The organism is Pseudomonas sp. GX19020 (assembly GCF_023371075.1).
Lineage (GTDB): Bacteria > Pseudomonadota > Alphaproteobacteria > Rhodobacterales > Rhodobacteraceae > Pseudogemmobacter.
On sequence record NZ_JAMCCR010000036.1, the window covers coordinates 1 to 4,013 of the forward strand.

General features: G+C 60.2%; 3 protein-coding genes. 1 reads left to right on the forward strand and 2 read right to left on the reverse strand.

Annotated elements, in window-relative coordinates; all coding sequences use genetic code 11:
- Positions 1 to 319: 319 nt before the first annotated feature.
- Complete coding sequence (locus M3484_RS23470) at positions 320 to 1,660, reverse strand: trimethylamine monooxygenase (RefSeq protein WP_092895992.1); 1,341 nt, start codon at positions 1,658 to 1,660, stop codon at positions 320 to 322.
- 167 nt (positions 1,661 to 1,827) lie between these two features.
- Between M3484_RS23470 and M3484_RS23475 the strand changes: the two genes are divergently transcribed.
- Entirely contained in the window at positions 1,828 to 3,144 is a 1,317-nt protein-coding gene (locus M3484_RS23475) for an ABC transporter substrate-binding protein (RefSeq protein ID WP_249499504.1), read from the forward strand.
- Positions 3,145 to 3,155: 11 nt separating this feature from the next.
- Here M3484_RS23475 and M3484_RS23480 read toward each other — a convergent pair whose 3' ends face one another.
- The gene (locus M3484_RS23480) at positions 3,156 to 3,875 is read right to left on the reverse strand and encodes a FadR/GntR family transcriptional regulator (protein WP_092895988.1); all 720 of its coding nucleotides are present in this window, start codon (positions 3,873 to 3,875) and stop codon (positions 3,156 to 3,158) included.
- Positions 3,876 to 4,013: the final 138 nt, after the last annotated feature.

A 4,013-nucleotide genomic window follows, 5' to 3' on the forward strand; every position in this document is an offset into this window, starting at 1 on the left:
GCGCGGGTTCGGCGAGGCCGAATTCCGCCAGATCTCGCGCTGGATCGTCGAAGTGGTTGATGGGCTCGCCGCCAATGGCGAAGACGGCAACGGCGAGGTCGAGGCCAAAGTGAAGGCCGAGGTTCAGGCGCTCTGCGACAGGTTCCCGCTTTACCCGACACTCTGACGGCTTTCACTATTCGAACATTCAGATCGCAAAATGCCGGAAAATCTTCCGGCATTTTTACGTTTTTCTGACAATTTCGCAAAAAACAGGGGCGCTGGACCATGCCAGCGCCCCTTCTGATCGGAACCTCTCCTTTTGCGCCAGAGCGGACCGTCAGTTCTGCAGATAGCTTTCGATCGTGTCGTCCAGCGCATCCTTCCAGAGCGTGTGATGCTTCGGCGCCATCGTGCCGGTGATCACCGATTTGTAGGAATTGTTGCGGAAGCCCATGATGTCCTGCTTCTTGTGATCCTTCCATTCGAAGAAAATCTCGCAGGCGCCATCGACATCGAAGCTCGGGTAATCCGTCTCTGCGATCAGTTCTTTAACGTAATCCCCCTGATACTGGATCGCATCATGGGTGTCTTTGCCGGCATCCTCGCGCGCAACGCGGTCGGTCACATCAGCCTGCATAGCCTCTTTGCCCGGCAGCGCGATGCGCCCCAGGATCACATCACGCGCCCACCAGGCCTGGGCGTCGAACATGTTAAAGGTGAACCACTGATCCTGCATCCCGATATAGAAAAGGGCCGGGTTATGGACATAGGCGACCCCTTTATAGAGGTCGTTCGTCGCAAGCCGGTTCGCCGTTCTCAGCCGCAGCCCGTCGGGCAGGAAGGGGAAATGGTGCTTATAGCCGGTGCACAGAATGATCGCGTCGATCTTCTTGGTCGTGCCATCGCCGAAGGTGACGATATTGCCTTCGACCTTCTGCATATTGGGCTTTTCTTCCCAGTTATCCGGCCAGTCGAACCCCATCGGCGCCGAGCGATAGGTGTTGGTGATCGACTTCGCGCCATATTTCCAGCATTGCGAACCGATATCTTCCGACGAATAGGACGTGCCGACCAGCATCACATCCTTGCCGGCGAATTCGCGCGCATCGCGGAAATCATGGGCGTGGACGATCCGGCCGTTGAAGCGCTCGAATCCTGGGAAAGAGGGCACATTCGGCGTTGAGAAATGGCCCGAGGCCACGATCACATGGTCGAATTCTTCCGAATAGCAGTGATCTTTCGGCAGGTCCTGGACGGTAACGGTGAATTTCTGCGTCGCCTCATCCCAGTCTACAAGGCGGACCACATTCTCAAAGCGGATCCATTTGCGGACCCCTGCCTTTTTCACGCGCCCCTCGATATAGTCGAGCAGCACCGCGCGCGGCGGGTAGGAGGCAATCTGCTTGCCAAAATGTTCTTCAAAAGAATAATCAGCGAATTCAAGCCCTTCTTTCGGGCCATTTGACCAAAGGTAGCGGTACATCGAGCCATGAACCGGTTCGCCATACTGGTCCAGACCAGTGCGCCAGGAGTAGTTCCACAGCCCGCCCCAGTCGGACTGCTTCTCGAAGCAGACGATCTCTGGAATCTCGGCGCCTTTTTCGGCGGCCGACTGAAAGGCGCGCAGCTGTGCAAGGCCAGAAGGGCCTGCTCCGATGACTGCGATTCTCTTACTCATGCGTGTGCTCCCGTTGGTCTGAACCAGTTTATGGATTGGTTCCTTATTCACTGCGCCAATTACGCGACAGGATTGCCAGCATGTCAACAAATCTTCATGCTGGGAAAAAGATTCCTGGCGGAATCGCCGCCTCCCGGGCGGTCTGACGCTGAAACAAGGGGCGGGAGATGACCGGTTCTGTCAGTCTGGCACAGCGGCTCGCGGTCGGAGGTCTGGTCCGGCGCCTGGAAACCACCACCGGACAGCGGATCCCGATCGGCTTTCTGGCGCCTTTGAGCGGCCAGGTGCGGTCCTGGGGCCTGCCCGGGCTTTATGGCTGTCAGATCTGGGCTGACCAGATCAATGCCTCGGGCGGCATGATGATAAGCGGGCGGCGCCATCAGGTCGAGATCCTCGCCGAAGATTGCGGCTATGACCCCGACCGGGCGTTTATCGGCGCGCGCCGGCTGGTTCTGGATGGCAATGTGCGGTTTCTGATGATGCTCGGCGGCGACTCGCTGCGCCGGCTCCGCCCCTGGCTGACCGAACGCAAGATCCTGACCTCGACCCTGCTCCCGAGCGATCTTTCCCCCGACACGCCCTATCTGATCGCGCCGAGCGAGACCCATCCCCTGCTCAATGTCACCGCAGTCGGCTGGCTGGCAAAGAACCGGCCCGAGCTGAGGCGGGTGGCACTGTGCAGCCAGATGGATGAGCTGGGCCTGCCCTCGCTTGCCGCCTATCGTGCGGCTTTCGGCGCCGAAGGTTTCCAGATCACCAAAGAGATCCGCTATCCCAATACCGGTGGTGATGCCGACGAGATCGTGGCGGCGATGCTGGCCACGGATCCGCAGATCCTGTGCTGGTGCACCAGCCACACGCCTATGGTGCATGCGCTGACCGAAGCGGCGCATCGCCAGGGCTTTACCGGCCAGCTGCTGTCCTGCACCGCCGATGGCTACCGCGAGCTGATCCGCAAAACATCGACGGAGTTCATGGAAGGCTTTCTCTTCCAGTTCCCCGATTTCGACGACCCTGCCCTGCAGAATAAGAGCTTTTTCTTCAACCGCCCGACACAGTTCCACAGCGAATACGAGCGGCGCTTTCCCGGCAGCTGGGGCTCGGTGTCCTGGGAATATGCGGCGACGCTGGATCTGTGGCATATGGCGGTGCAAAAGGCCGGAACCGTGGCGCCGGTCTCAGTCCTTGCGGCGATGAAACATGGCGGCCGGGGCGAACATGCCTTTGGCCATGCGCGCTGGCTCGGGACCGAATTTTACGGCAATGACAATCTGTTGGCGGGGGATTGGCCGGTGGTAAGCATCACGTCTGGCCGGGCGCGGGTTGTCGGCTTCGGCTCGATCCCGGCCTGGCTGGCCGAACATGGTGCACGGCTTCGCCAGGAAATGGAGGCCCTTGGCCAGATGTGGTATCAGCGCGAGGGCAAAGAGCCGCTGCCGATCCGCGACACCACGCTGGACAGCGCCGCCTCCGCCCCGCTCTGATCCCCCCGGATCTAGTCTTCCTGCATCAGGAGCTTTTGCTCTTCGATCAGCAAAAGCTTGGTAAATTCGACCGCGCTTTCGATGTCGCGCGCGGTCAGGGTGTTGAACAGCGTGTTGTAATAGCGCTGGCACTCCTGGATACGTTTCGGTGTCAGAAAGCGGCGGTTCAGCGCGGCGCGAAACGCCTGGTGGCGGGCTGCGATCACCAGATCATAGCAGGCCGCAATCAGCGGATTGCCGGTACCTTTGGCGATCTGGCGGTGAAATTCATCCTCCAGCCGCGCGAATTCACTCGCATCGGTGGTCACCGCCTCCATCGCGGAAAGCACCTCGCCAAGCGCCTCGATCTCGCGCGGCGACATGGCGATGATGGCAAGGCGGATCATCTCGGGCTCAAGAATGCCGCGCATCACCTGCAGATCAAGTGGGCTCGTCTCGGCCGCCACATCGCCGACATCGATATCTTCATGGCGTGACAGCCCGGTGACAAAGCTTCCCGAGCCGGCACGGCGACGGATGACACCCTGATTTTCCAGCACATCCAGTGCTTCGCGCACCGTATTCCTCGCAACCCCCAGCTCTCCGGCCAGGGTGCGTTCCGAGGGCAATCTCTCGTCAACCACATATTCCTGCGAGGTGATCCGCGCGAGCAGCGTCTCGGCCACGATCCTGACGGTCGCCCCCAGCGACTGATCGGCAAAGAGCACTGTCACCTGTTCCGGCCTGCGCATTCTGTGCCCCTCCTGTTGCTGCTGTCCTGAATATCATCAGATGCACCGCGCCGGTGCAACCGCATGAAAAAAGCGCGCCCGGTCAGGGGCGCGCAAGTCCAACGAACTGGCTCAGGACCAGCCCGCCAGGGGATCAAG